Origin of the sequence: Streptomyces sp. NBC_00193 (genome assembly GCF_026342735.1) — a bacterium.
GTDB lineage: Bacteria > Actinomycetota > Actinomycetes > Streptomycetales > Streptomycetaceae > Streptomyces > Streptomyces stoeckheimensis.
This window is the reverse complement of record NZ_JAPEMM010000001.1, coordinates 920,885-946,365: the sequence shown is the minus strand read 5'-3', so window position 1 is coordinate 946,365 and position 25,481 is coordinate 920,885. Positions and strand designations below refer to the sequence as shown.

General features: G+C 70.0%; 22 protein-coding genes, 5 tRNA genes and 1 pseudogene. 18 read left to right on the top strand and 10 right to left on the bottom strand.

Annotated elements, in window-relative coordinates:
* Window positions 1–168 precede the first annotated feature (168 nt).
* Window positions 169–1,752 carry an acyl-CoA carboxylase subunit beta gene (locus OG898_RS03835; RefSeq protein WP_243337765.1) on the top strand — a complete coding sequence of 528 codons (1,584 nt, stop codon included), beginning with the start codon at window positions 169–171 and terminating at the stop codon, window positions 1,750–1,752.
* 23 nt (window positions 1,753–1,775) lie between these two features.
* The gene (locus tag OG898_RS03830; protein ID WP_250742433.1) at window positions 1,776–1,979 is read left to right on the top strand and encodes an acyl-CoA carboxylase subunit epsilon; all 204 of its coding nucleotides are present in this window, start codon (window positions 1,776–1,778) and stop codon (window positions 1,977–1,979) included.
* Between the two features lie 81 nt (window positions 1,980–2,060).
* Here the strand turns inward: OG898_RS03830 and OG898_RS03825 are convergent, their stop codons facing one another.
* From OG898_RS03825 to OG898_RS03790, 8 genes are all read right to left on the bottom strand, one after another.
* On the bottom strand, window positions 2,061–2,645 hold the full coding sequence (locus OG898_RS03825; RefSeq protein WP_007266770.1) for an ATP/GTP-binding protein: 585 nt from the start codon (window positions 2,643–2,645) through the stop codon (window positions 2,061–2,063).
* Window positions 2,626–3,213 carry a DUF742 domain-containing protein gene (locus OG898_RS03820; protein WP_250742432.1) on the bottom strand — a complete coding sequence of 196 codons (588 nt, stop codon included), beginning with the start codon at window positions 3,211–3,213 and terminating at the stop codon, window positions 2,626–2,628. The genes OG898_RS03825 and OG898_RS03820 overlap by 20 nt, the downstream gene beginning before the upstream one ends.
* Before the next feature lie 93 nt (window positions 3,214–3,306).
* Window positions 3,307–3,720 (bottom strand): roadblock/LC7 domain-containing protein, encoded by a 414-nt coding sequence (locus OG898_RS03815; RefSeq protein ID WP_243337850.1) that lies wholly within the window; start codon window positions 3,718–3,720, stop codon window positions 3,307–3,309.
* A gap of 10 nt (window positions 3,721–3,730) precedes the next feature.
* The gene (locus OG898_RS03810) at window positions 3,731–6,934 is read right to left on the bottom strand and encodes a nitrate- and nitrite sensing domain-containing protein (RefSeq protein WP_266954965.1); all 3,204 of its coding nucleotides are present in this window, start codon (window positions 6,932–6,934) and stop codon (window positions 3,731–3,733) included.
* Between the two features lie 306 nt (window positions 6,935–7,240).
* Complete coding sequence (locus OG898_RS03805; protein WP_243337754.1) at window positions 7,241–7,825, bottom strand: ATP/GTP-binding protein; 585 nt, start codon at window positions 7,823–7,825, stop codon at window positions 7,241–7,243.
* On the bottom strand, window positions 7,806–8,198 hold the full coding sequence (locus OG898_RS03800; RefSeq protein ID WP_243337752.1) for a DUF742 domain-containing protein: 393 nt from the start codon (window positions 8,196–8,198) through the stop codon (window positions 7,806–7,808). The genes OG898_RS03805 and OG898_RS03800 overlap by 20 nt, the downstream gene beginning before the upstream one ends.
* Window positions 8,199–8,349: 151 nt before the next feature.
* The gene (locus tag OG898_RS03795; protein WP_008739864.1) at window positions 8,350–8,763 is read right to left on the bottom strand and encodes a roadblock/LC7 domain-containing protein; all 414 of its coding nucleotides are present in this window, start codon (window positions 8,761–8,763) and stop codon (window positions 8,350–8,352) included.
* 9 nt (window positions 8,764–8,772) lie between these two features.
* Window positions 8,773–12,546, bottom strand: coding sequence for a nitrate- and nitrite sensing domain-containing protein (locus OG898_RS03790; RefSeq protein ID WP_250743939.1), 3,774 nt, complete (start codon window positions 12,544–12,546; stop codon window positions 8,773–8,775).
* Between the two features lie 602 nt (window positions 12,547–13,148).
* On the opposite strand from OG898_RS03790, the gene OG898_RS03785 reads away from it, so the two are divergent.
* The 9 genes from OG898_RS03785 (at window position 13,149) to OG898_RS03745 (ending at window position 17,099) form a co-directional block, all read left to right on the top strand.
* Entirely contained in the window at window positions 13,149–13,331 is a 183-nt protein-coding gene (locus tag OG898_RS03785) for a hypothetical protein (RefSeq protein WP_250743937.1), read from the top strand.
* A 117-nt stretch (window positions 13,332–13,448) separates the two neighbouring features.
* Window positions 13,449–14,237 carry a fumarylacetoacetate hydrolase family protein gene (locus OG898_RS03780; RefSeq protein WP_250743935.1) on the top strand — a complete coding sequence of 263 codons (789 nt, stop codon included), beginning with the start codon at window positions 13,449–13,451 and terminating at the stop codon, window positions 14,235–14,237.
* Entirely contained in the window at window positions 14,230–15,708 is a 1,479-nt protein-coding gene (gltX, locus tag OG898_RS03775) for a glutamate--tRNA ligase (protein ID WP_266954961.1), read from the top strand. The genes OG898_RS03780 and gltX overlap by 8 nt, the downstream gene beginning before the upstream one ends.
* A gap of 80 nt (window positions 15,709–15,788) precedes the next feature.
* Window positions 15,789–16,517 (top strand): HAD family hydrolase, encoded by a 729-nt coding sequence (locus tag OG898_RS03770; protein ID WP_250743933.1) that lies wholly within the window; start codon window positions 15,789–15,791, stop codon window positions 16,515–16,517.
* Between the two features lie 86 nt (window positions 16,518–16,603).
* Window positions 16,604–16,675: transfer RNA gene (locus OG898_RS03765), tRNA-Gln, on the top strand.
* A 26-nt stretch (window positions 16,676–16,701) separates the two neighbouring features.
* A tRNA-Glu gene (locus OG898_RS03760) sits at window positions 16,702–16,774 on the top strand.
* A 61-nt stretch (window positions 16,775–16,835) separates the two neighbouring features.
* Window positions 16,836–16,908, top strand: a tRNA-Glu gene (locus OG898_RS03755).
* A 24-nt stretch (window positions 16,909–16,932) separates the two neighbouring features.
* A tRNA-Gln gene (locus tag OG898_RS03750) sits at window positions 16,933–17,004 on the top strand.
* A gap of 22 nt (window positions 17,005–17,026) precedes the next feature.
* Window positions 17,027–17,099, top strand: a tRNA-Glu gene (locus OG898_RS03745).
* 161 nt (window positions 17,100–17,260) lie between these two features.
* On the opposite strand, the gene ndgR is transcribed toward OG898_RS03745, so the two are convergent.
* Window positions 17,261–17,977, bottom strand: coding sequence for an IclR family transcriptional regulator NdgR (ndgR, locus tag OG898_RS03740; RefSeq protein WP_112450208.1), 717 nt, complete (start codon window positions 17,975–17,977; stop codon window positions 17,261–17,263).
* A 184-nt stretch (window positions 17,978–18,161) separates the two neighbouring features.
* On the opposite strand from ndgR, the gene leuC reads away from it, so the two are divergent.
* From leuC to OG898_RS03720, 4 genes are all read left to right on the top strand, one after another.
* On the top strand, window positions 18,162–19,586 hold the full coding sequence (gene leuC, locus OG898_RS03735; RefSeq protein ID WP_250743932.1) for a 3-isopropylmalate dehydratase large subunit: 1,425 nt from the start codon (window positions 18,162–18,164) through the stop codon (window positions 19,584–19,586).
* 5 nt (window positions 19,587–19,591) lie between these two features.
* Window positions 19,592–20,185, top strand: coding sequence for a 3-isopropylmalate dehydratase small subunit (gene leuD / locus OG898_RS03730; protein WP_250743931.1), 594 nt, complete (start codon window positions 19,592–19,594; stop codon window positions 20,183–20,185).
* Between the two features lie 137 nt (window positions 20,186–20,322).
* Window positions 20,323–20,550, top strand: coding sequence for a hypothetical protein (locus OG898_RS03725; protein WP_243337737.1), 228 nt, complete (start codon window positions 20,323–20,325; stop codon window positions 20,548–20,550).
* Window positions 20,551–20,695: 145 nt separating this feature from the next.
* On the top strand, window positions 20,696–21,376 hold the full coding sequence (locus tag OG898_RS03720; RefSeq protein ID WP_266881319.1) for an HU family DNA-binding protein: 681 nt from the start codon (window positions 20,696–20,698) through the stop codon (window positions 21,374–21,376).
* Window positions 21,377–21,672: 296 nt separating this feature from the next.
* Here the strand turns inward: OG898_RS03720 and cofC are convergent.
* Window positions 21,673–22,272 (bottom strand): annotated as a pseudogene (gene cofC / locus OG898_RS03715) (2-phospho-L-lactate guanylyltransferase); the annotation flags it as partial.
* A gap of 239 nt (window positions 22,273–22,511) precedes the next feature.
* Between cofC and OG898_RS03710 the strand changes: the two are divergent.
* Genes OG898_RS03710 through OG898_RS03700 form a run of 3 tightly spaced genes read left to right on the top strand, consistent with a single transcriptional unit; the run spans window position 22,512 to window position 25,468 of the window.
* On the top strand, window positions 22,512–23,264 hold the full coding sequence (locus OG898_RS03710) for a 1-acyl-sn-glycerol-3-phosphate acyltransferase (protein ID WP_250743929.1): 753 nt from the start codon (window positions 22,512–22,514) through the stop codon (window positions 23,262–23,264).
* The gene (locus tag OG898_RS03705) at window positions 23,261–24,271 is read left to right on the top strand and encodes an NAD(P)H-dependent glycerol-3-phosphate dehydrogenase (RefSeq protein WP_266954957.1); all 1,011 of its coding nucleotides are present in this window, start codon (window positions 23,261–23,263) and stop codon (window positions 24,269–24,271) included. The genes OG898_RS03710 and OG898_RS03705 overlap by 4 nt, the downstream gene beginning before the upstream one ends.
* Before the next feature lie 39 nt (window positions 24,272–24,310).
* A complete protein-coding gene (locus tag OG898_RS03700) occupies window positions 24,311–25,468 on the top strand; it encodes a D-alanine--D-alanine ligase family protein (RefSeq protein ID WP_250743927.1) in 1,158 nt (385 codons plus the stop codon).
* The last annotated feature ends 13 nt before the right edge of the window (window positions 25,469–25,481 follow it).

Below are 25,481 nucleotides of genomic sequence, written 5' to 3'. Positions count from 1 at the left end.
CGTCCGCTTGGCTGGAGTTTTTGTCCGATCCCCACAAAGGACCAACGTCCTGCCTGGTGGGCGCCACTACACCCTTATTGCTTCTGTCCGGCCCGGACAGCGGAAGACACCCGACACTGTGTGGATTCGACGGAGGGTTTTTCCGGTCCGGCTTCGTAAGGTCATTACATGACCGTTGTGGACCAGATTCCGAGCGAGCCGACGGACGCCCGCGGGCGCGTGGCCGAGCTGCACGACCTGCGCGAGCAGGCGCGGCGCGGCCCGAGCGACCGGGCGACCGAAGCGCAGCATGCCAAGGGCAAGCTCACCGCCCGTGAGCGGATCGCGTTGCTGCTCGACGAGGGTTCCTTCAAGGAGGTCGAGCAGCTGCGTCGCCACCGCGCGACGGGGTTCGGCCTGGAGGCCAAGAAGCCCTACACCGACGGTGTCATCACCGGCTGGGGCACGGTCGAGGGCCGCACGGTCTTCGTCTACGCACACGACTTCCGCATCTTCGGCGGCGCCCTGGGCGAGGCCCACGCCACGAAGATCCACAAGATCATGGACATGGCCATCGCGGCCGGTGCCCCGCTGGTCTCCCTCAACGACGGCGCCGGCGCCCGCATCCAGGAGGGCGTCTCGGCGCTCGCCGGGTACGGCGGCATCTTCCAGCGCAACACCAAGGCCTCGGGCGTCATCCCGCAGATCTCGGTGATGCTGGGCCCCTGCGCCGGCGGCGCGGCCTACTCCCCGGCACTGACGGACTTCGTGTTCATGGTCCGGGAGACCTCGCAGATGTTCATCACCGGCCCGGACGTGGTCCGCGCGGTGACCGGCGAGGAGATCACCCAGAACGGCCTCGGCGGCGCGGACGTGCACGCCGAGACCTCGGGCGTGGCGCACTTCGCGTACGACGACGAGGAGACCTGCATCTCCGAGGTCCGCTACCTCATCACGATGCTGCCCTCCAACAACCGCGAGAACCCCCCGGTCCACGAGACCAGCGACCCGGCCGACCGCCGGTCCGACGTCCTGCTGGACCTGGTGCCCGCCGACGGCAACCGCCCGTACGACATGCTCAAGGTCATCGAGGAGCTCGTCGACGAGGGCGACGTCCTGGAGATCCACGAGCGCTGGGCCCGCAACATCATCTGCGCCCTGGCGCGGATGGACGGCCAGGTCGTCGGCATCGTCGCCAACCAGCCCGGCCACCTCGCCGGCGTCCTGGACATCCACGCCTCCGAGAAGGCGGCGCGCTTCGTCCAGCTCTGCGACGCCTTCAACATCCCGATCATCACCCTCCTGGACGTCCCCGGCTTCCTGCCGGGCGTCGACCAGGAGCACGGCGGCATCATCCGCCACGGCGCGAAGCTGCTGTACGCGTACTGCAACGCGACCGTGCCGCGGATCTCGCTGATCCTGCGCAAGGCCTACGGCGGTGCGTACATCGTCATGGACTCCCAGTCCATCGGCGCCGACCTCACCTACGCCTGGCCGACCAACGAGATCGCCGTGATGGGCGCCGAGGGTGCCGCCAACGTCATCTTCCGCAAGCAGATCGCGGACGCCGAAGACCCCGAGGCAATGCGTGCGCGCATGGTCAAGGAGTACAAGGCCGAGCTGATGCACCCTTACTACGCGGCCGAGCGAGGCCTCGTGGACGACGTGATCGACCCCGCGGAAACCCGCGAAGTCCTCGTCGCCGCCCTCGCGATGCTCCGCAACAAGCACGCGGACCTGCCGTCGCGCAAGCACGGCAACCCGCCCCAGTAGACGTCGAAGGAGAACTGCCACCGATGAGCAACGCAACCGCCACCCTGCTGAAGGTCGAGAAGGGCAACGCCGAGCCCGAGGAGCTGGCCGCGATCACCGCGATCCTGCTCGCCCGCGCCGCCGCCGCCCCCGAGGACACCGCCACCGCCGCCGCCAGCTCCCAGGCCGGCTGGCGCCGCCTGGAGCGCACCCCCGGCTTCCGCGGCCCGCGCAGCTGGCAGGGCTAGTACGCGAAGCCCCGCACGCACCACGTGAAAAGCCCCCCGCACTCCTCGGAGTGCGGGGGGCTTTCGCGTACGACCGGACGGCTACCGCAGGCGGGCCATGAGGGCGTGCTCCACCAGGGTGATGAGCGCGCTCTTGGCGTCCGCGCGGTGGCGGGCGTCGGTGGTGATGATGGGGGCGTCCGGGCCGATCTGCAGGGCCTCGCGGACTTCCTCCGGGGTGTACGGCTGGTGCCCGTCGAAGCCGTTGAGGGCGATGACGAAGGGCAGGCCGCTGTTCTCGAAGTAGTCGACGGCGGGGAAGCAGTCGGCGAGACGGCGGGTGTCGACCAGGACGACGGCGCCGATGGCGCCGCGCACGAGGTCGTCCCACATGAACCAGAAGCGGTCCTGGCCCGGGGTACCGAAGAGGTACAGGATCAGGTCCTGGTCCAGGGTGATGCGGCCGAAGTCCATGGCGACCGTGGTGGTCGTCTTGTCCCCGGTGTGGGTCAGGTCGTCGATGCCGGCGGAGGCGCTCGTCATGACGGCCTCGGTGCGCAGGGGGTTGATCTCGGAGACGGCGCCCACGAACGTGGTCTTGCCCACGCCGAAGCCACCCGCCACCACGATCTTCGCGGAGGTGGTGGAGCGAGGAGCCGCTCCGCCGTTAGAGCTTGCGAAGTCCACTGAGCACCCTTTCGAGCAGTGTCACATCTGGCTGGCCGCCGGCGGACTCGTCGCCGCCGGGCTGGTGGATGGCTACGAGGCCGGCCTCCGCCAGGTCGGCGACGAGGATCCGGGCTACGCCAAGAGGAATGGAAAGAAGTGCCGAGATCTCCGCGACGGATTTGATCTCCTGGCACAGGAGGCAGATGCGCTGGTGCTCGGGCAACTGCCCTTGCAGACGCGCGGGATCGGCCGTGGTGCTGACCAGCGCCTCGATGGCGAGCTGGTAGCGCGGCCGGGTCCGGCCGCCGGTCATCGCGTACGGACGCACCAGCGGGTTGTGCGCCTGCGGAGCCTGCGGGCGTCCGCCGCGCGGAGGCTGCTGCGGAGGCCGGTAGGACTGCCCGGGCTGCTGCGGCCGGCTGTACGGCTGCTGGTAGGGCTGTCGCTGGTACGGCTGCCCGGAGGCGGGGTCGTGCTCCGGCGCGGGCCGGTTGCTGGGAGCAGAAGGGAAGTTGAAGCGGTTCTGGTCGTGCCCACCCTGCGGCTGCTGCGCGCCGCCATAGGGATGTCCTCCGGGTGTTGTCACGTTTCCTCCTCCGACTCCAAGTACGCAGTACTCCCTGTGGAACCGCGCCACCGCACCCTATGGTGCAGTGACGCGAAACGCACTGCCTGTCTGCTAGTTGAGAAGTCCGCCCTGCAGTTCCGCGCGCAGGTCCGGGGTGAGGACACTGCCGGCGCGGTCCACGAGGAGGGCCATCTCGTAGCCCACCAGGCCGATGTCGCACTCGGGGTGCGCGAGCACCGCGAGCGAGGATCCGTCGGAGACGGACATGAGGAAGAGGAACCCGCGGTCCATCTCCACCACCGTCTGGTTGACGGCGCCACCCTCGAAGATGCGGGAGGCACCCGCGGTGAGGGAGGTCAGCCCGGAGGCCACCGCGGCGAGCTGGTCGGCCCGGTCGCGGGGGAAGCCTTCGGACATGGCCAGAAGGAGGCCGTCGGCGGATACCACAACCGTGTGGGACACCCCTGGGGTGTTGTCCACGAAGTTGGTGATCAACCAGTTCAGGTTCTGCGCCGCCTGGCTCATCGCGCTCACACTAACGCTCCTGGTCATAGCTGTTACTTGACTGCTCGGATCCCGCGTTGCGGCCCTGCTGGACACCGCGTCGCAGGTTGCTCAACCTGCCACGGATGTCCTCCGGGGCTCGGGAGACCTCGGGGCCTCCCTGCGGCGTCGTCTCCGCAGCGCCCTCGACCAGGTTGGCCTTGGGCACCCGCCGGGGGAGACCGGAGGGGGTGACCCCGCCGGCCTTCGGCTCGCGGAGCTTGGCGGCCTGCTGCCAGCGCTCGTCGTTGTTCGAGCGCCAGTCGGCAGTGCCTTCCGTTTCCCCGGTGGCCTTCTCCGGCGCCGCGGGCTGCTGCTGACGCTGCGGCCGCTGCTCGAAGAGGGATCCGGAGGACTCCGTTTCCTGCTGACCCGGCCGCTGCTGCGGCTGGCTGCCGCGTCGCGGCAGGCCCGCCCCGGTCACCTGGTGACCGGCGTCCGCAGTGGCGCCCGGACGGTCGAAGCCTACGCGCTCCGGGGCCGGTTCGGGAGCGGCCGGTGATTCCGATTCGGTCCCGTAATCCTGCTGGTAGGAGCCCGAGTAGGTGTTCTGCTGGGGCCACTCCGCAGCCGTGGAACGGGAATCGTACCCGCCGTCGTAGGCCGGGAGTTCCTGTCGCTGATCCGTGTACTCGGGTTCCGGATAGGCGTAATCCTGCTGGGTGTACGCGTCGTATCCCTGCCCGGCCTGAGCGGGTTCGTAACCGGGGTCGTAGCCCTGCGCGGGCTGCTGCTCGTAGCCCTGGTACGGCTGGTACGCGTGCTCCGGCTGCGGTTCCGGATACTCCGCCGCGGGCTCGTCGTACTGCGACTGCACCTGCGGGTAGCCGACCTGCGCCTCCAGCGCGGCCCGGCGCTCCTCACGGCCCAGGGACCGGCCGACCGGGTCGGCGGCGGGCTCGTCGAACCCCGGCTGGTCGGCCCGGTGGACCTCGTAGCGGGAGTCGTCGAAGCCGAGCTCGGCGGCCGTGCGCAGCGCGGCCGGCTGCTGGGCCTGCTGGCGCGGGATCATCTGGGAGACCGTGAAGTCGTCCGCCGGGATCTCCTCGCCACCGCCACCGTGGGTGATGGCGTCGGGGAGCATGACCAGCGAGGTGGTACCGGCCGCTTCGCCCGAGGGGCGCAGCTGGACGCGGATGCCGTGCCGGTCGGCCAGCCGGCCGACCACGAACAGACCCATGCGCTGCGAGATCGCGGCGTCCACGGTCGGCGGGTTGGCCAGCTTGTGGTTGATGTCCGCGAAGTCCTCGGCGGTCAGGCCGATTCCCTTGTCGTGGATCTCGACCATCACGCGGCCGTCGGGCAGACGCGTCGCGTTGACCCGGACCTTGGTCTGGGGGGAGGAGAAGGTGGTGGCGTTCTCCAGGAGCTCGGCGAGCAGGTGCACGAGGTCGGTCACGGCCTGGCCGTGGATCTCGGCCTCGGAGACGCCCGACAGCTCGACGCGCTCGTACTGCTCCACCTCGGAGGAGGCGGCGCGCAGGACGTCGACGAGGGGGACCGGCTGGTCCCAGCGGCGGCCCGGCTCCTCGCCCGCGAGGATGAGGAGGTTCTCGCCGTTGCGGCGCATGCGGGTGGCCAGGTGGTCCAGGCGGAAGAGGTTCTCCAGCTGGTCCGGGTCGGCCTCGTTGTTCTCCAGCTCGGTGATCAGGGTCAGCTGGCCCTCGATCAGCGACTGGTTGCGCATGGAGAGGTTCGTGAAGATCGCGTTGACGTTGCCCCGGAGGAGGGCCTGCTCGGCGGCGAGCCGGACGGCCTCGCGGTGGACCTGGTCGAAGGCGCGGGCGACCTCGCCGATCTCGTCCTGGGAGTCGATCGGGATCGGCACCACGCGGGTGTCGACCTTGCCCGGGTCGGTGCGCGAGAGCTGGTCGACGAGCATCGGCAGGCGCTGCTCGGCGATGTCGAAGGCGGCTCCGCGCAGACGGCGCATCGCCTTGCCCATCTGGCGGGCCATCATGCCGGCCAGGATGAAGGCGGCGAGCAGGGCCACGACCACGATGGCGCCGGTCAGGATGGCGTCGTTGCGGGCCTCGTCGGAGACGGCGCCGGAGTCCTTGAGGGCCTTGGCGAGCAGTTCCTTCTCGAGCTCGGCGTAGCCGTCGAACTTGGCGGTGGCCGCGGCCTGCCAGGCCTGCGGGGTGGTGCCGTCCACGGCGAGCTTGGCGGGCTTCTCGCCGCTGGCTATCGCCTCGGTCATACCGGTGAGCGCGGAGTCGTTGACCACGGGCGGGGCGTGGAAGACGGTGCCGGCCTGCTCGGCCGCCTGCTTGGCGGCGGCGAGCTTCTGGGCGCCTTCCTCGGACTTCTTGCCCATGATCTCGCGCAGGCGGGCGACGTCCTCGTCGGTGCCGGCGGCGACGTACTCGCCGATGGCGATCTCTTCGAGGTACGCGTACGAGGAGAAGGCGACGAGCTGGGCCTTGCGGATGTCCTCGTTGGTGCTCGGCCGGACCAGCAGGTGCGTGCCCACCGAGCGCTGCAGCGAGTTCGCGGCCTTGGACAGTTCGAGCGCGTAGACCATGCGGCCGTACGAGGTCACGTTGCCGGTGCCGAGACCGAGCTCGTTGGAGAACTGCATGAGGTAGTGCTGGACCAGCACGTACCCCTCTTCGGTCGGGATCGGGCCCAGTGCCTTCGGGAGGGCCTTCTTCGGCGTCTCCAGCTGCGGCAGGTAGGCCGTCTTGCGGACCTGCTCCAGCTTCGGCTCCTCCTGGCGGAAGAGCTCCAGGCGGCGTTCCAGGCCCTGGCCCGCGGGCAGGTCCTTCGCGGCCTCGGCGAACTTGGCCTTGGCGGCGTCGGTGGCGGAGTACGCCTTCAGGACGGGCTCGGACTCGCGCTGGCCCCTGAGCAGGGCATCGGCCGTCAGGTCGCGCTCGTTCAGGAGCGCCTGGCCGTACTCGGCGGCGGCCTGGACGATGGCGGCGGTCTTCTCGGCGTCCTTGGCCTCGTTCCAGGTGTCGATGGAGCCCTTCACCTGGAAGCCGCCCATCACCAGTCCGACGAGGACCGGGACGAGCAGGATGGCGTTCAGACGGGTCGGCACACGCCAGTTGCGGGGCGAGAACCTGCTGGTGCTGCCGCTGCTCACGGATGGTTCCACGGGTACGTCAAAGGATGACGCGGCCGCGCGCGGCGGCGGGGTGAAGTTGCCGCGCGCGGGTTCATCCGCGGGGCTCGAGTTGCTTCGCCTCACTCGACCAACAACCTCTCGGCGGTGCTACTAGCTAGTTCGTTGAATTCCAGCACGGTTAACGGCCGTGTTCCAAACAGTTGAAATCGGCCATTCCTAGAGACCTATGTCCCACATAAACCGGACATAAAGAGCGTCCTGCGGCAAAAGCGGGGCCAGTTGTGAGCGCAGTGACACCGGGCGAACGCACCGTGTCGCCAACTACCGGCAATTCTCTGTCGAAACGTTATGAACGAAGGGGGCGGGCCGTGTCGCATGACACAGCCCGCCCCCTAAAACCAGCCGGTGAAGCCCTCGTTGCGCGGAGTCTTACTTGAGCCGCGCCATCAGTGCGTGCTCGACGAGCGTGATGAGCGCGCTCTTGGCGTCCGCGCGGTGGCGGGCGTCGGTGGTGATGATGGGGGCGTCCGGGCCGATCTGCAGGGCCTCGCGGACTTCCTCCGGGGTGTACGGCTGGTGCCCCTCGAAGCCGTTGAGGGCCACGACGAACGGCAGGCCGCTGTTCTCGAAGTAGTCCACGGCCGGGAAGCAGTCGGCCAGGCGACGCGTGTCGACCAGGACGATCGCCCCGATCGCGCCGCGCACGAGGTCGTCCCACATGAACCAGAAGCGGTCCTGACCCGGGGTACCGAAGAGGTACAGGATCAGGTCCTGGTCCAGGGTGATGCGGCCGAAGTCCATGGCGACCGTGGTGGTCGTCTTGTCCCCGGTGTGGGTCAGGTCGTCGATGCCCGCGCTCGCGGACGTCATCACGGCCTCGGTGCGCAGCGGGTTGATCTCGGAGACGGCGCCCACGAACGTGGTCTTGCCCACGCCGAAGCCACCCGCCACCACGATCTTCGCGGAGGTGGTGGAGCGAGGAGCCGCTCCGCCGTTAGAGCTTGCGAAGTCCACTGAGAACCCTCTCGAGCAGCGTTACATCCGGCGTTCCGCCGGCCTCTCCATTGCCCGGCTGGTGGATGGCCACCATGCCGGCCTCCGCCAGGTCGGCGACGAGGATTCGTGCGACGCCGAGCGGCATGTTCAGCAGCGCGGAGACCTCCGCGACCGACTTGACCTCACGGCAGAGGGTGCAGATGCGCTGGTGCTCCGGGAGCAGCCCGGACAGGTGCATCGGATCGGCCGTGGTGCTGACCAGGGCCTCGATGGCGAGCTGGTAGCGCGGTCGGGTCCGGCCGCCGGTCATCGCGTACGGACGAACCAGCGGCTGGTCGCCTTCCGAGTACGAGTCTCCGTACTGATCGGAATAGGCGGGGGGCGGGGTCATTGATCCTCCGGGCTGGACAGCAATGGTCAGCGTGCCGTCTGACGGGGCGGCCGGTGGGGGGACGGTATGACGGCCTGGCGGTGGTACTGGGTTCCGGGGCCGTGGCCCCGGTCCCCCGGCCGGCAGTACCGTCCGGCCGGGAGAGCGGCAGTCAGATGAGCAGGCTTCCCTGCAGTTCCGCGCGCAGGTCCGGGGTGAGGACGCTGCCGGCGCGGTCCACGAGGAGGGCCATCTCGTAGCCCACCAGGCCGATGTCGCACTCGGGGTGCGCCAGTACGGCCAGCGAGGATCCGTCGGAGACGGACATGAGGAAGAGGAACCCGCGGTCCATCTCCACCACCGTCTGGTTGACGGCGCCACCCTCGAAGATGCGCGACGCACCCGCGGTGAGGGAGGTCAGCCCGGAGGCCACCGCGGCGAGCTGGTCGGCCCGGTCGCGGGGGAAGCCTTCGGACATCGCCAGAAGGAGGCCGTCGGCGGAGACCACCACGGTGTGGGACACACCGGGGGTGTTGTCCACGAAGTTCGTGATCAACCAGTTCAGGTTTTGTGCCGCCTGGCTCATCGAACTCAACTATCGCTCCTGCTGGTAAGTGGGGTCGATGTGGTAACTGCCGGTGGCCGGGCCGGTGGTGCCGGCCTGCCGACCCTGCTGGATACCGCGTCGGAGGTTGGTGAGACGGCCGCGGACATCGTCCGGGGACCGCGAAACCTGGGGGCCGGCCTGTGCTTCGGCCTGCTGCTGCGCGGTGCCGGCCACGAGGTTCGCCCGCGGGACCCGGCGGGGCAGACCCGACGTGGTGATGCCGCCGGCGGCGGGCTGGCGCACGCGCTCGGCCTGCCGCATCAGCTCGTCGTTCGGCGAGGAGCGCCAGCTCACGGTCGGCACGGCGCCGGTGGCCGTCTGAGCGGACTCGGCCGGAGCCTGCTCCTGGCCGCGCTGCGGCAGCTGGTGCTGCTGCGGGCGCTGCGGGGCGGCCGGAGCCGGAGCCGCCGGGGCGGACTGCTGCGCCTGCTGGGGCACCGCCGGTGCCTGAGCCGGGGGCTGGCCCGCCTCCTGGCGGAACCAGTTCGACTCCAGCGTGTCGAAGATCGGGCTGCGGGCCTCGCCGGCGCCCGGACCGGCCGGGGGCAGCGCCTCCGGACGGGACGCCTGCGGCAGCCGCGGAGCCTCCGCGCGCGGGGTCGGCACGGGGGAGTAGTTGCCCTGGGGCTGCGGGGCCTGGCCGGGCTGGACGTAGCCGCCGACACCGGGGCCGCCGGGCCGCTGGGCCTGGAAGTCCTGGCGGGCGAACTGCCCCGTGGAGGCCGGGTCGCCGAAGTCCTGGCGGGGGAACTGACCGGTGGAGGCCGGGTCACCGAACTCGGGGCGGGCGAACTGGCCCGTGGTGCCGTTGTCGCGGCCGCCGGCCTGCGGGGCCGGGGCGTTGAAGTCGGGGCGGGGGAACTCGGACGTGGAACCGGGGCCCGACAGCTCGTCGTGGCCGCGCGGTACGTCGTGCCCGCGCTGGTCCGCGCCCCACGTGGTGGTCTGGGGTATCGCTGCGGGTCCGCCGCCCGTGCCCGGGAGCTCCGGACGGGGTGCGCCACCGCGCGGCGGAAGCTGCGGCCGGGGGCCGCGCCCCGCCGGGCCGCCGGCCTGCGGCTGACCCTGCTGCTGCGGGGCCGGCTGCTGGGCCGATTGCTGGGGCTGCGCCTGCTGGGGCTGCTGCGGGCGCTCGAAGCCGTTGCCCTGCGGGAAGCCGCCGGGACCGGACGCCGTGGGGGCACCGACCGGACGGGCCTGCGGACCGCCGAAGCCGCCCGGGCCGCCGGGACCCGAGACCGGGCCGCGGCCCGGCAGCGGAGCACCCGAACCGAAGGCGCTCTGCGTCTGGCCGCCGGGACCCTGCTGCTGCGGCCGTCCGCCCTGCGGGCCGGGGCCCTGGGGCTGGCCGCCGGGGCCGCCGTCGCGGCCCGGCAGGGCCGCGCGCTGGTTGCCTGCGGACACCTGGCCGCGCTGCGGGGCGGCGCCAACGGGGGGACGCGCGCCGGGACCGGGGATCGAGCCCTGCGCCTGCGCGCCGGGACCGCCCTGACCGGGGGCGCCGGGAGCACCCTGGCCGCCCGGACCGCCCTGGCCGGGCATCGGAGCCGGCTTCTTGCCGCCCTGGGCGACGTCCACCGGGAGCATGACGAGGGCCGTCGTACCGCCCGAGTCGGAGGGACGGAGCTGGATGCGGATGCCGTGTCGCAGGGACAGGCGGCCGACCACGAACAGACCCATGCGGCGGGAGACGGAGACGTCCACGGTGGGCGGCGAAGCGAGCCGCTCGTTGATCGCGGCGAGGTCCTCGGGGGAGAGGCCGATACCGGTGTCGTGGATCTCGACGAGCACGCGGCCGTCGGGCAGCGCGTGACCGGTGACCTTGACCTTGGTCTGCGGGGAGGAGAACGAGGTGGCGTTCTCCAGCAGCTCGGCGAGCAGGTGCACGAGGTCGTTGACGACGCGGCCGGCCACGTCGGTGCCGGGCACCGACGAGAGTTCGATGCGCTCGTACTGCTCCACCTCGGACGCGGCGGCGCGGAGCACGTCGACGAGCGGGACGGGGCGGGTCCACCGGCGGCCCGGCTCCTCGCCCGCGAGGACGAGGAGGTTTTCGCCGTTACGGCGCATGCGGGTCGCGAGGTGGTCGAGCTTGAAGAGCGAGGACAGCTGGTCCGGGTCGGCCTCGCGCGACTCCAGCTCGGAGATGAGCGAGAGCTGGCGCTGGATGAGGCCCTGCGAACGGCGCGAGAGGTTGGTGAACATCGCGTTGACGTTGCCTCGCAGGAGGGCCTGCTCGGCGGCGAGGCGGACGGCCTCGCGGTGCACGTCGTCGAAGGCCGCGGCCACCTGGCCGATCTCGTCGCGGGTGTGCAGACCGACGGACTCCACCGTCGTGTCCACGTCCTGCGGGTCGGACTCCGACAGCTGCTTGACGAGCTCGGGCAGCCGGTCCTGGGCGACGCGGGTCGCGGTGTCCTGGAGGCGGCGCAGCGAGCGGATCATCGAGCGGGCCATGACGAAGGCGCCGACGAGGGAGACACCGAGGACGAGGAGGATCAGCGCACCGTTGATGAGGGCGTCGCGCTGCGACTCGTTCTTGAGTTCGCGGGCCTTCTGCTCCATGTCCTCGAGCAGGGTGAGCTCGATGACCTTCATGGCCTGGAGCTTGGTGTCGTCCGCGTCGTACCAGTCCATCCAGGACCGGTTCTTCTCCTTGGCGAACTGGTCCTTGTTGCCCAGGACGCGGCGGGCGTAGTGGTCGGCGGTGGCGATTTCCTGGTTGCCGTCGCCGAGCGCCGCGAGGAGCTCCTCGGGCTTGCCCTGGTAGACGAGCTCGAAGGTCTTGCGCGCCTGCTCCTCGCTGCTCTGGGCGGAGCGGGCGTAGAGACGGTCGTTCTCGGTGAGGTTGCCGGCCAGCGCGGGGTCCGCGGGGAGCGCGGCCGCGATGATCGCGCGCTGGATCGAGGCGTACTCCTTGGCGGAGGAGAACGCGGCCAGCGCGCGGGTGCGCTTGATCATCTCGGGGTTCGAGGTGGCCTGGGCCATGTCCTGCGAGAGCGAGAGCAGCGAGACGACCAGCGCGTTGTACTCGGTGACGGTCTGCTGGGCACCGTTCTGGTACGCGTTCTTGCGGATCTCTTCGAGGTTGTTGAGCCCGTGTGCGATCTGCAGGATGTTGTTGCGGATCGACCGGAGCGTCTCGTCGTTGCCCTCCGCGACGTCGACCTTGTCGGTCGCGGCGGCGAAGGCGCGGACGGCGGAGTCGGTCGAGTCGCGGACGCCCTGGACCAGGGTGCTCGGCTTGCCCGACTTGTCGACGGACAGCGGACCGGCGGAGTTGTCGCGCTCGGCCTGGAGCATGGCGGCCAGGTTGGTGGCCTGACGCGTCATCGTCGTCAGCAGCTGCATGTGTTCCAGCTGCGCGATGTCGTTGAGCGAGTCGTTGATGCGGAAGCCACCGAGGGTGGTGGCGGCGACGACCGGCAGGGTCAGCAGCGACACCAGTCGCGTGCTGATGCGCCAGTTCTGCATGGCCAGACGGGAACCGGACCCACGGGGGGTCTGGGGTATCGCGACGTCGCGGCTGCCCGACTCGTCGTCGGCCTTGGAGCCGCCCTTGGGCTTGGCGCGGCCCTTCGGCTTCACCGCGGCGGAGCCGTCGGGGCCCCCGCTCTCGACAGCCGGCCCGCGGTTCTGGGCGTGCTGGGGCGAGGAGCCACGGTCGGTCCCGCCGCGCGGGTCCTGCTCCGGCGCGGCGTCCCCACGGCCCTGACGGGCCTGGGGAGACCCCTTGTCATCCCTCTTGAATCGTCCCTGCACTAGCGTCGCAACCTCTGGACCAGGCGTCCCGCCGGGCGACCGGTGGGACGGTGTCGAGTCGTGGGGCAATGCGCCCCATGGTGGTCGTCGGTGACCGGCGCGTCTCCCTCTCCGTTGCCGCCGCGCTCGGCGCTGTGTCGCGCCACCTGCGCGCCGGCTGATTCCCGCGGCGGTCCCGCGAATTCCAGCACAGAGGCGGATCTCCAACAAGGTGCGAGCCCCTGCCTGGACAGTCGGTCACGTCCGGTGACGCATGCGCTACCCGACGTGCGTGCCAATTCATATGGAATCGGACTTACGCCGCCCAAACCCCGCGCCTGGCAAGCTGTCCCAGTCGCGATGATCGGGAGCGGAATGACGCATTCAGTGGCGCAATGTCCGCTTTGTGGTGCGGAATTGACTGTCCGTTATGCCCGTAATGCCTGGTCACTGGTGAGCAAACTCACACAGCTGTGGCCATTACTTCCCGGTTCGGCGGGGGATTCAGATGTTTAGCCTTGAGCTTTACAGGCTTGCCGCGAGCGACAAGCGGCACTCCGAAGGCATCCCGGCGGCACCCGCCGCCACCATCCGACCTAGTGAGCCGAGGGCTTCGCACTCCGATGAAGACGACGATGATGTTCCGCAACATAGCCAACCCGCGCCGCACCACCCTCGCGCACCTCAAGGACGCCGAGGAGCTGCAGACCGCGCCGGTCCCGGAGCACACCGTCGAGCTGCCGGGCCAGACCGCGAACCCGCGCCGCACCGTCCTCATGGATGCACCGGTCGCCGCCGCCCAGTAAGAGGGGCCCGGTCACGGGAGTGTCCGGCGAAAGCCGCGCGAGGCGTCGGCCCCCACCGCGTTAGCCTGGAGTCCGCAGACTCCAGCCAGCGGAAATACAGAGGGGCAGACGCAACACGTGCGCATCGCCAGGTTCTCCATCGACGGCAATGTCGCGTTCGGCGCGGTCGAGGGCAGCACTGCCCCCGGCGCCGAAGGTGAGCTCGTCCTCGACATCATCAAGGGCATCCCGTTCGCGGACTTCGAGCTCTCGGGCACGAAGGTCCCGCTGAACAAGGTCCGGCTGCTGCCGCCCGTGCTCCCGAACAAGGTCGTGGCCATCGGCCGCAACTACGCGGAGCACGCGGCGGAGCTCGGCAACGAGGTCCCGGACGCCCCCATCACCTTCTTCAAGCCCTCCACCTCGGTGGTCGGCTCGGGCGACCCGATCGCGTACCCGTCCTTCTCCCAGGACCTCCACCACGAGGCGGAGCTCGCCGTGGTCATCGGCCGCATGTGCCGCGAGGTCCCGCGCGAGCGCGTCAAGGACGTCATCTTCGGCTACACCTGCGCCAACGACGTCACCGCGCGCGACGTCCAGCAGCGCGAGCAGCAGTGGGCCCGCGCCAAGGGCTTCGACAGCTCCTGCCCCCTCGGCCCGTGGATCGAGACCGATCTGGACCCGAGCGACCTGACCATCCAGTGCACCGTCAACGGCGAACAGCGCCAGCTCGGCCGCACCAGCCAGATGGTCCGCTCCATCGAGGACCTCATCGTGCACATCACCGAGGCCATGACGCTGCTCCCGGGCGACGTCATCCTCACGGGGACCCCGGCCGGAGTCGGCCCCCTGAACGTCGGCGACGAGGTCGCCGTCACCATCGAAGGCATCGGCACTCTCACCAACAAGGTGATCAAGCGTGGCTAACGCGACCCCCCGCGTACGTTTCTGTCCGTCCCCGACCGGCAACCCCCACGTGGGTCTGGTCCGCACGGCCCTCTTCAACTGGGCGTTCGCCCGCCACCACGGCGGTACGTTCGTCTTCCGCATCGAGGACACCGACGCGGCCCGCGACTCCGAGGAGTCCTACGGCCAGCTGCTCGACTCGCTGCGCTGGCTCGGCTTCACCTGGGACGAGGGTCCCGAGGTCGGCGGCCCGCACGCCCCGTACCGCCAGTCCGAGCGCATGGACATCTACAAGGACGTCGCGCAGAAGCTCCAGGACGGCGGCTACGCCTACCACTGCTACTGCACCACCGAGGAGCTGGACGCCCGCCGCGACGCCGCCCGCGCCGCCGGCAAGCCCTCCGGCTACGACGGCACCTGCCGCGAGCTCTCGGACGAGCAGAAGGCCGCGTACGAGGCCGAGGGCCGCACCTCGATCGTCCGCTTCCGGATGCCCGACGAGCCGATCACCTTCACGGACCTGGTCCGCGGCGAGCTGACCTTCACCCCCGACAACGTGCCGGACTTCGGCATCGTCCGGGCCAACGGCGCCCCGCTCTACACGCTCGTCAACCCGGTCGACGACGCGCTGATGGAGATCACCCACGTCCTGCGCGGCGAGGACCTGCTGTCCTCCACCCCCCGCCAGATCGCGCTCTACGGGGCCCTGATCGAGCTCGGCATCGCCAAGGCGGTGCCGGCCTTCGGCCACCTGCCGTACGTGATGGGCGAGGGCAACAAGAAGCTCTCCAAGCGCGACCCGGAGGCCTCGCTCAACCTGTACCGCGAGCGCGGCTTCCTCCCCGAGGGCCTGCTGAACTACCTCTCGCTCCTCGGCTGGTCCTTCTCCAAGGACCAGGACATCTTCTCGATCGAGGAGATGGTGGAGAAGTTCGACATCCCGGACGTCAACGCCAACCCGGCGCGCTTCGACCTCAAGAAGGCCGAGTCGATCAACGCCGACCACATCCGGCTGCTCGACCCGAAGGTCTTCGCGGACCGCTGCGCCCCGTGGCTCCAGGCCCCGCACGCCAACTGGGCGCCCGAGGACTTCGACACCGCCGCCTGGGAGCGCATCGCGCCGTACGCCCAGACCCGCCTCACGGTCCTCTCGGACATCACGGCCAACGTCGACTTCCTGTTCCTGAAGGAGCCGGCCCTGGACCAGGCCTCGTGGGACAAGGCGATGAAGGGCGAGCCCGCGGCCCTGCTCACCACGGCCCGCGAGAACCTGGCCGCCGCCGACTGGTCGGACCCCGAGTCCCTCAAGCAGGCCGTCCTGACCGCCGGCGAGGCCCACGGCCTCAAGCTCGGCAAGGCACAGGCCCCGGTCCGCGTCGCGGTCACCGGCCGCACGATCGGCCTCCCGCTCTTCGAGTCCCTCGAAATCCTGGGCAAGGACCGTTCCCTGGCCCGCATCGACGCGACCCTGGCGAAGCTCGAAGCCGCCTGAGAACCGTCCGTACGTCCCCCGGGGGCGGCAGCTCTGCAAAGGGCTGCCGCCCCCGGGGCGTTCCGCGTAGGGTCGGCCGTATGGCGATCCGTGCGGTGCTGTGGGACATCGACGACACCCTTTTCGACTACACCGGGGCCGACCGGGCCGGGCTCGCGGCGCACCTGGTCGCCGAGGGGCTCGCGGAGCGGTACGGGGCTCCGGCCGAGGCGCTCGCGCTGTGGCGGCGGATCACCGACCGGCACTGGGAGCGGTTCGCGGCCGGTGAGGGCACCTTCCAGGGGCAGCGCCGGGACCGGGTGCGGGAGTTCCTCGGACGGCCCGCCATGACCGACGCACAGGCCGACGACTGGTTCGAGCGGTACGTGGAGCACTACAGGGCCGCCTGGGAGCTGTTCCCCGACGTGGTGCCCGTCCTGGACGCCCTGGCGGGCGACTACCGCCACGGGGTGCTCTCCAACTCCTCCGTGGCCAACCAGGACCCCAAGCTGCGCCACCTCGGCCTGCGCGACCGCTTCGAGGTCCTGGTGTGCGCCGTGGAGCTGGGCGTCAGCAAGCCCGAGGCCGGCGCCTTCCTCGCCGCGTGCGCCGAGATGGGGCTGGAGCCCGGGGAAGTGGTCTACGTCGGTGACCAGCCCGAGATCGACGCGCGGGGCGCCCGTGACGCCGGTCTGACGGCCGTGTGGCTCGACCGCGACGGATCGCGCGGTCCCGGACCGGAGGGCGTGCACCGGATCGCCGGACTCGACCGGCTCCCGCAGGTGCTGGCCGGGGATACCCGTTTTGGAGCACGGTCAGGCATCCGGTAATGTTCTTTCTGCGCCGCCCGAGCGGGCCGAAAGGCCGGGCCGGAGGCGCTAACCGAACGAAAGTCCCTCAGGGTCTTGAGTTTTGGTGGGCTATAGTGTAATTGGCAACACGAGGGTTTCTGGTTCCCTTATTCTAGGTTCGAGTCCTGGTAGCCCAGCGCAGTTCAGCAGTAACGCAGTGCTTGCCCCCGTTGTGTAGCGGCCTAGCACGCCGCCCTCTCAAGGCGGTAGCGCCGGTTCGAATCCGGTCGGGGGTACAGATCCTTCCCGCGAGATCTCCAGGGTCGCACCCGGATGTTTTGATGCAGGATCGCTAGGGCCCCCGTTGTGTAGCGGCCTAGCACGCCGCCCTCTCAAGGCGGTAGCGCCGGTTCGAATCCGGTCGGGGGTACGGTGTCTAGCTGGTCTAGACCTTTGGGCTATAGTGTAATTGGCAACACGAGAGTTTCTGGTTCTCTTATTCTAGGTTCGAGTCCTGGTAGCCCAGCGCAGTACCGCAGTAACAGCTAGCCCCCGTTGTGTAGCGGCCTAGCACGCCGCCCTCTCAAGGCGGTAGCGCCGGTTCGAATCCGGTCGGGGGTACGCACAGAAGAGGCCCTCCGCGTTCATCGCGGAGGGCCTCTTCGCTGTTTCCGGACGGGGCGGAACGCCCGGGCCAAGAAGTACGGGCCCGGCGGCGCGTGTGCGGACGTGTGCGGCGTCTCACGCGCCCCCGGGCCCGGGGGAGTAAGTGGTCGGAAGGGTCAGCTGGAGCGGCGCAGGGCCTCGGTCAGTCGGGCGGCCGCGTCGATGACGGCCTGGGCGTGCATGCGCCCCGGGTGACGGGTCAGGCGCTCGATCGGCCCGGAGACCGATACGGAGGCCACCACGCGGTTCGAGGGGCCGCGCACCGGCGCCGAGACGGAGGCCACGCCGGGCTCCCGCTCGCCGATCGACTGCGCCCAGCCGCGACGCCGTACGCCCGAGAGCGCCGTCGCCGTGAAGCGCGCGCCCTGCAGGCCGCGGTGGAGCCGCTCGGGCTCCTCCCAGGCCATCAGGATCTGCGCGGCCGAGCCGGCCTTCATCGGGAGCGTGGAGCCCACCGGGACGGTGTCCCGCAGGCCCGACAGCCGCTCGGCCGCTGCCACGCAGATACGCATGTCGCCCTGACGCCGGTAGAGCTGCGCGCTCTCTCCCGTCACGTCCCGGAGGTGGGTGAGCACCGGTCCGGCCGTGGCCAGCAGGCGGTCCTCGCCGGCCGCGGCGGCGAGCTCCGCCAGCCGCGGTCCGAGGATGAACCGGCCCTGCATGTCCCTCGCCACCATCCGGTGGTGTTCCAGTGCCACGGCAAGGCGATGTGCCGTGGGTCGTGCGAGCCCTGTCGCCGCGACCAGCCCGGCGAGGGTGGCCGGACCGGACTCCAGTGCGCTCAATACCAGAGCTGCCTTGTCGAGAACGCCGACGCCGCTAGAGTTGTCCATGAAACGATATTCGCGTCTCACACTGTGAAACGCAAGTTCAATTTTTCCAAGAACCAGCGAGTCTGTATGTGCGGGTCCACGAACCACTGGGTCCGAGCCGTCGTCCGGGACGTGGGGTACGGACGATCAGGCGCACAAGATCTCTATCAAGCGCCGGCACAACCGGCCGGCCGGAGGGAAAGCGATGGGTAGGACACTCGCGGAGAAGGTCTGGGACGACCATGTCGTCCGGCGCGCCGAAGGCGAGCCCGACCTCCTCTTCATTGATCTGCACCTGCTGCACGAGGTGACCAGCCCGCAGGCCTTCGAGGGGCTGCGCCAGGCCGGCCGCAAGGTCCGACGCCTCGACCTCACCATCGCGACCGAGGACCACAACACCCCCACCATCGACATCGACAAGCCGATCGCGGACCCGGTCTCCCGGGCCCAGCTGGAGACGCTGCGGGCGAACTGCGCCGAGTTCGGTGTGCGCCTGCACTCGCTGGGCGACGTCGAGCAGGGTGTCGTCCACGTCGTGGGACCGCAGCTGGGCCTGACCCAGCCGGGCACCACGGTGGTCTGCGGTGACTCCCACACCTCCACGCACGGCGCCTTCGGCGCGCTGGCGTTCGGCATCGGCACCAGCCAGGTCGAGCACGTGCTGGCGACCCAGACGCTGCCGCTGGCCCGCCCAAAGACGATGGCGATCACCGTCACCGGCGCGCTGGCCGAGGGCGTCACCGCCAAGGACCTGATCCTGGCGATCATCGCCAAGATCGGCACCGGCGGCGGCCAGGGCTACATCCTGGAGTACCGCGGCGAGGCCGTCGAGAAGCTCTCGATGGAAGCCCGCATGACCATCTGCAACATGTCGATCGAGGCCGGCGCCCGCGCGGGCATGATCGCCCCCGACCAGACCACCTTCGACTACCTCGAGGGCCGCGACCACGCCCCCGTGGGCGAGGACTGGGACGCTGCGGTCGCGTACTGGAAGACCCTGCGCACCGACGACGACGCCGTCTTCGACGCCGAGGTGGTCATCGACGGCGCCACCCTGTCGCCGTTCGTCACCTGGGGCACCAACCCCGGCCAGGGCGCGCCCCTGTCGGCGAACGTCCCCGACCCGGCTTCGTACGAGGACGCTTCGGAGCGCAACGCCGCCGAAAAGGCCCTGGAGTACATGGGGTTGACCGCCGGACAGCCGCTGCGCGACATCAAGGTCGACACCGTCTTCGTAGGTTCCTGCACCAACGGCCGCATCGAGGACCTGCGCGCCGTCGCCGGGATCATCGAGGGCCGCAAAGTCGCCGAAGGCGTACGGATGCTGGTCGTCCCGGGCTCGGTCCGCGTCGCCCTGCAGGCCGTGTCGGAGGGCCTGGACAAGGTCTTCAAGGAGGCCGGCGCCGAATGGCGGCACGCGGGCTGCTCGATGTGTCTGGGCATGAACCCCGACCAACTGGCTCCCGGTGAGCGCTCCGCGTCCACCTCCAACCGCAACTTCGAGGGCCGGCAGGGCAAGGGCGGGCGTACCCACCTGGTCTCCCCGCAGGTGGCTGCCGCCACCGCCGTGCTGGGCCACCTGGCCTCGCCCGCCGACCTGTCCGACGCCAACGCGACCGCCGGAGTCTGAGAACGATGGAAGCCTTCACCACCCACACCGGCCGGGCCGTCCCGCTGCGCCGCAGCAACGTCGACACCGACCAGATCATCCCGGCCCACTGGCTGAAGAAGATCACGCGCGACGGTTTCGAGGACGGGCTCTTCGAGGCCTGGCGCAAGGACCCGGAGTTCATCACCAACCGTCCCGAGCGCGCCGGTGCGACCGTCCTGGTCGCCGGTCCCGACTTCGGTACCGGTTCCTCGCGCGAGCACGCCGTCTGGGCCCTGCAGAACTTCGGCTTCAAGACGGTCATCTCCTCCCGCTTCGCCGACATCTTCCGCGGCAACTCGCTGAAGAACGGTCTGCTGACCGTGGTCCTGCCGCAGGAGACCGTCGAGCAGCTGTGGAAGCTGACCGAGGCCGACCCCACCGCCGAGATCACGGTCGACCTGGTCGACCGCCAGGTCCGAGCCGAAGGCGTCGTCGCGGAGTTCGAACTCGACGACAACGCCCGCTGGCGTCTGCTGGAGGGGCTGGACGACATCTCGCTCACCCTTCAGAACGAAGCGGACATCGCCACGTACGAAAGCGTCCGACCGGCCTTCAAGCCGAGCACGATTCAGGCGTGATTCCGGCCTGAGCAGCGCTTATTCGCCTTAGGGTGATCACATAGGCAACACTGTGCCCCCTGCCATCCGGCAGGGGGCACAGTCGTGTGTTGAGGCCCCGTGAGGCGACAACTCGCCCCAGATGGCACAATCTGTGCATGGAACGCGACAGTCAACTTGAGCTCTACGGACTTGTTGCCGACCGATTGAAAGAAGCACACACAAGGGTGCGCACACTGCAAGTCCCGGAGGGCGTAAGGATGGCGCTGTCCCGGAAGCTGTTGGTCGTCACCGCCGTGGCGAAGCACGATCTCGCCGACGCGGCAAGGCGCCTGGACAGGTTGATGAAGGACCTCGACGAGGGTCGATTCCCTGAAGGCGACTGATGCGAAGGAACTCCGTAACGGCCTACAACGTTGCGGCACTAGGGTGATAAGCCCGTTTCGTGTTTGATTTGCGGTATATATCCGCCTAACGTGCGAAATAAGCTTGAACACATTCGTTCTGGCGAAGTCTCCGAAGGGGAAGACGTTGAACAAGGCGCAGCTCGTAGAAGCGATTGCCGACAAGCTGGGCGGCCGTCAGCAGGCCGCGGACGCCGTCGACGCGGTACTGGACGCCATCGTCCGCGCGACCGTCGGGGGCGACCGGGTCTCGGTCACGGGCTTCGGCTCGTTCGAGAAGGTCGACCGCCCGGCCCGCTATGCCCGTAACCCCCAGACGGGTGAGCGCGTCCGGGTCAAGAAGACCTCTGTTCCCCGCTTCCGTGCGGGTCAGGGCTTCAAGGACCTGGTCAGCGGCACCAAGAAGCTCCCCAAGGGCGGCGAGGTATCGGTGAAGAAGGCGCCCAAGGGCAGCCTCACCGGTGGCGCTTCGGCGACGGTCAAGAAGGCCGCCGCGAAGAAGGCCGCACCCGCCAAGAAGGCCGCTGCCGCCGCCAAGACCACGGTCGCGAAGAAGACCACGGCCAAGAAGGTCACCGCCACCGCCAAGAAGACGGTCGCCAAGACCGCCGTGGCGAAGAAGGCGGCACCCGCGGCGAAGAAGGCCACGGTCAAGAAGGCCGCGGCGACGGCGAAGAAGACCACCGCCACCGCGAAGAAGACCGCCCCGGCGGCCAAGAAGGCCACCGCGGCGACGAAGGCGCCCGCCAAGAAGACGGCGACGCGCAAGGCCACCGCGAAGAAGACCACCGCCCGCAAGACCAAGTAGGGCAACGAGTCACACACGCCGGGCCGGTTTCCCCACGGTGGGGAAACCGGCCCGCGGTGCGTGGGAACGCCCTGGTGGGGTGTCCGGGGTCAGAAGGTCTGCAGCGTGACCAGGGTGATCCGCAGGCCCGCGCCCTCGCCGTCCGTCTCGATCCGGACCCGCTGCCCGGGACGCAGCAGCCGCAGGCCGCCCGCGTCGAACGCCGGGGCCTCGAAGGGCACCGGGGTGCCGTCGTCCAGCAGCACACTGCCGCTGCGGGTCTGGGTGTCGTACGTGTACGCGGTCGCCTGCATACGGGCACTGTATCGGGCCGTATGGCGCCCCACGCCAAGGGCCAGGACCCTGCGCAGATCCGCCCCCGTGTCCACGTCCCGGCGGATGCTCTCGACGCCGGCGAGGGCCATTTCCACCGCGCCCGAGGCCGAATGCCGGGACCGTGAGGGACCGCCGAACGAGGGCGCCAATTCCACGTCCGGAGCAGCGGAAAGCAGGGTCGTCCCGATTCCCGCCGCATCCGCCAGAAATGCCCGGGGAAATGCCGAAGCGGTTTCGAGCACGCGTAGCAATTCGGGTGGCCGCAGCGCCGGCAGATCCGCGTTCATCGCGGCCACCGCCGCCCCGGGCCTGCCCGCCCGTATCTCCCGCGCCCCGTGGGCCAGCGCGGCGTTGAGCCCGGCCGCCGGGGAGTCCGGCACGATCCGGGCCCCCAGCCGCGCCAGTTCCGCACCGGCCTCCGGATCGTCCGTGACGACCACCACATCCGCGACCGCCGTGCAGGCCAGGGCCCCCGCGACGGTGTCCAGCGCGAACGCCAGGGCGAGCCCCGCCCGGGACGCTCCCACGGCCGGCGCGAGGCGGCTCTTGGCCACCGCGAGCGGCTTCAGCGGGACGACCAGACTCCAGACGGCGTTCGTGACGGACCCCTTCCCTCCGGCACGCTCGCGCGCCGCTCAGACCATGTGCGGGTCATGACCAGGTCATGCGGAGCCCCATTGTCACCTCATGCCGGGCCACCCGGGGCCTGGTCCGGGTGTCCGGGGCGTACGGTGTTCTCGACAGAGACCGGACCCGGGGCCACACTTGTCCGGCCCCGAGGCGCCCAAGCCGCGCACCGGTCCTAGAGGAAGGTGTCCGAGTGTCCCGCCGCAGAATCGGCTTCTGGTACCGCCTTGCGGCGGCCATCGCGAAACCGCCGCTGGTAGTGCTCTTCAGGCGGGACTGGCGGGGAATGGAACACATTCCGGCCGAGGGCGGATTTATCACCGCCGTCAATCACAACTCGTATCTGGACCCGCTGTCCTACGCGCACTTCCAGTACAACACCGGCAGGGTGCCCCGATTGCTCGGCAAGGCGGCCCTCTTCGAGGTCCCCATTGTCGGAGCGATCCTGCGCGGCTCCGGCCAGATCCCGGTCTACCGGGAGTCCACCAACGCCCTGGACGCATTCCGGGCCGCCGTGGACGCGATCGAGCGCGGCGAATGCGTGGCCTTTTACCCGGAAGGCACCCTCACCCGGGACCCCGACATGTGGCCGATGGCCGGCAAGACCGGCGCGGCCCGCGTGGCGCTGATGACCAGGGCACCCGTCATTCCGGTGGCCCAGTGGGGCGCGAATCTCGCGATGCCGCCCTACGCCAAGGAGAACAAGGTCAACCTGTTCCCGCGCAAAACCCTCCAGGTCCTCGCCGGACCGCCCGTGGACCTCTCCGCGTACTACGACCGGGAACCCACCCCGGACGTGCTCAGGGAGGTCACCGAGGTCATCATGGCGGCCATCACCGGACTGCTGGAGGAACTGCGGGGCGAGAGCGCGCCCCCGCAGCCGTACGACCATCGCAACGCCAGGGCTCAGCAGCGGCGCAAGGCCGCAGGGGAGGGCAACAAGTGACACGTCCCGTGAAGGCAGCCGTATTCGGAACCGGCTCCTGGGGCACGGCCTTCGCCATGGTCCTCGCCGACGCCGGCTGCGAGGTGGTCCTCTGGGGCCGCCGCCAGGAGCTCGTCGACGCCATCAACAGCGGCCGGACCAACCCGGACTACTTCCCCGACGTCGAACTCCCCGCGAACGTCCGCGCCACCACCGACCCGGCCGAGGCCGCGGCCGGCGCCGACTTCACGGTCCTCGCCGTCCCCTCGCAGACCCTGCGCGGCAACCTCGCCGCCTGGGCTCCGCTGCTGGCCCCCGAGACCGTGCTCGTCTCCCTGATGAAGGGCGTCGAACTCGGCACCGCCAAGCGGATGAGCGAGGTCATCGAAGAGGTGGCCAAGGTCCCCGCCGAGCGCATCGCGATCGTCACCGGCCCCAACCTGGCCGCCGAGATCGCGGCCCGGCAGCCCGCCGCCTCGGTGGTGGCCTGTGTGGACGAGGCCGCCGCCCAGCGTCTTCAGGCCGCCTGCCACACCCCGTACTTCCGCCCGTACACGAGCACCGACGTCATCGGCTGCGAGCTCGGCGGCGCCGTCAAGAACGTCATCGGCCTCGCCGTAGGCATCGCGGACGGCATGGGCCTCGGCGACAACACCAAGGGCTCGCTCATCACCCGCGGACTCGCCGAAGCCACCCGCCTGGGCCTGGCGATGGGCGCCGATCCGCTCACCTTCTCCGGCCTCGCGGGCCTCGGCGACCTCGTCGCCACCTGCTCCTCGCCGCTCTCCAGGAACCACACCTTCGGCACCAACCTGGGCCGCGGGATGACCCTGGAGGAGACCATCGCGGTCACCAAGCAGACCGCCGAAGGCGTCAAGTCCTGCCAGTCCGTGGCCGATCTGGCCCGCCGCCACGGAGTGGACATGCCGATCACCGACACGGTCGTCGACATCGTCCACCACGGCAAGCCGACCCTGGTCGCGCTCAAGGAACTCATGGGACGCAGCGCCAAACCGGAACGGCGCTGACTGCTTTCCGGACGCTTGAGCGGGTACCCTCGTGGCGATATGAGCAGCGAGAACCTCCCCCAGACCCCTGAGCAGCAGGGCCGCAAGCCCCGCGTGGCCGTCGTGTTCGGCGGCCGCAGCTCGGAACACGCCATTTCGGTCGTCACCGCGGGCGCCGTCCTGCGCTCCATCGACCGCTCGAAGTACGAGGTGCTGCCCATCGGCATCACCACGGACGGCCGGTGGGCGCTGACCGCCGACGAGCCCGCCCGGATGGCCATCTCCGGCGGCGAGCTCCCCAACGTGGGGCAGCTCGCCGAATCGGAGGACGGCGCCGTCGTGCTCTCCGTCGACCCGGCCAGCCGCGAGGTCGTCTACACCGAGCCGGGCGCCGTCCCCAAGGCGCTGGGCGAGGTCGACGTGGTCTTCCCCGTCCTGCACGGCCCGTACGGCGAGGACGGCACCCTCCAGGGCCTCCTGGAGCTCTCCGGCATCCCGTACGTCGGCTCGGGCGTCCTCGCCTCGGCCGTCGGCCAGGACAAGGACTACATGAAGCGGGTCTTCACGTCCTTCGGGCTGCGCGTCGGCCCGTACGTGACCATCCGCCCCCGCGAGTGGGAGAACGACCGCGAGGGCGCACTCGCCCGCATCGCGGACTTCGCCGGCGAGCACGGCTGGCCGCTGTTCATCAAGCCCGCCCGCGCCGGATCCTCGATCGGCATCACCAAGGTCGACGAGCCCTCCGCACTGGACGCCGCGATCCGCGAGGCCCGCCGCCACGACCCGAAGATCATCGTGGAGGCGCTGCTGCGCGGCCGCGAGATCGAGGTCGGAGTCCTGGAGTTCGAGGACGGTCCGCGCGCGAGCGTGCCCGCCGAGATCCCGCCGGTCTCCAGCCACGACTTCTACGACTTCGAGGCCAAGTACATCGACTCCGCCTCCGGACTCGTGCCCGCCCCGCTCACCCCGGAGCAGACCGCCGAAGTCCGGAAGCTCGCGATCGAGGCCTTCGACGCCGCGTCCTGCGAGGGCCTGGTGCGCGCCGACTTCTTCCTCACCGAGGACGGCGAGTTCGTCATCAACGAGATCAACACGATGCCGGGCTTCACCCCGATCTCCATGTACCCGCGCATGTGGCAGGAGTCGGGCATCGAGTACCCGGAGCTGGTGGACCGCCTGATCCAGGCCGCCCTGCGCCGCTCCACCGGACTGCGCTGACCCCGTAGCGCGA